1 protein-coding gene is annotated in these 532 nt (G+C 50.2%); it reads right to left on the bottom strand.

The window, feature by feature from the left end:
• Nucleotides 1–532: aminoacyl--tRNA ligase-related protein (locus tag ACS8FC_RS20580; RefSeq protein WP_439298147.1), on the bottom strand; the 532-nt coding region annotated here is incomplete at both ends.

Raw genomic sequence — 532 nt, 5'->3', positions numbered from 1 at the left:
ACGATCGTCCAGTAGGATATTGACGCCTTTGGCTTTTAGCGTTTCATAAAGCTCAGTGGCAGTCTGCATGACCGTCTCTTCTTTTGACTTCATCGGTACGATAGCTACTTCAAAGGGCGCAAGTGAGTCTTTTACATCAGGTGTTTGTGGCCACATGATACCGTTATCATCGTGGTTTTGCTCGATGGCAGCAGCGATGATGCGGCTGACGCCAATACCATAGCAGCCCATCATCAAGGTTACCGGCTTGCCAACTTCGCCTGAGACGCTGCAGCCAAGTGCTTGTGAGTACTTATCACCTAACTGGAAGATATGACCAACTTCGATACCGCGTTTGATTTGTAGGGTTCCCTGACCTTCAGGTGAGGCGTCGCCTTCGAGCACGTTGCGGATATCAACGATGCGCGTGATGTGCGCGTCACGATCCCAATTGACTCCCGTTGTGTGTTTGTTGACTTCATTGGCACCAGCGACAAAGTCAGAAAGAATAGCTGCTGCGCGATCGACGAACACAGGGATATCTAGATCGACA

It is taken from the genome of Psychrobacter sp. 1Y4, assembly GCF_051847555.1.
Note: the sequence above shows the minus strand (reverse complement) of the source record. Positions and strands in the feature narration are given on the sequence as shown.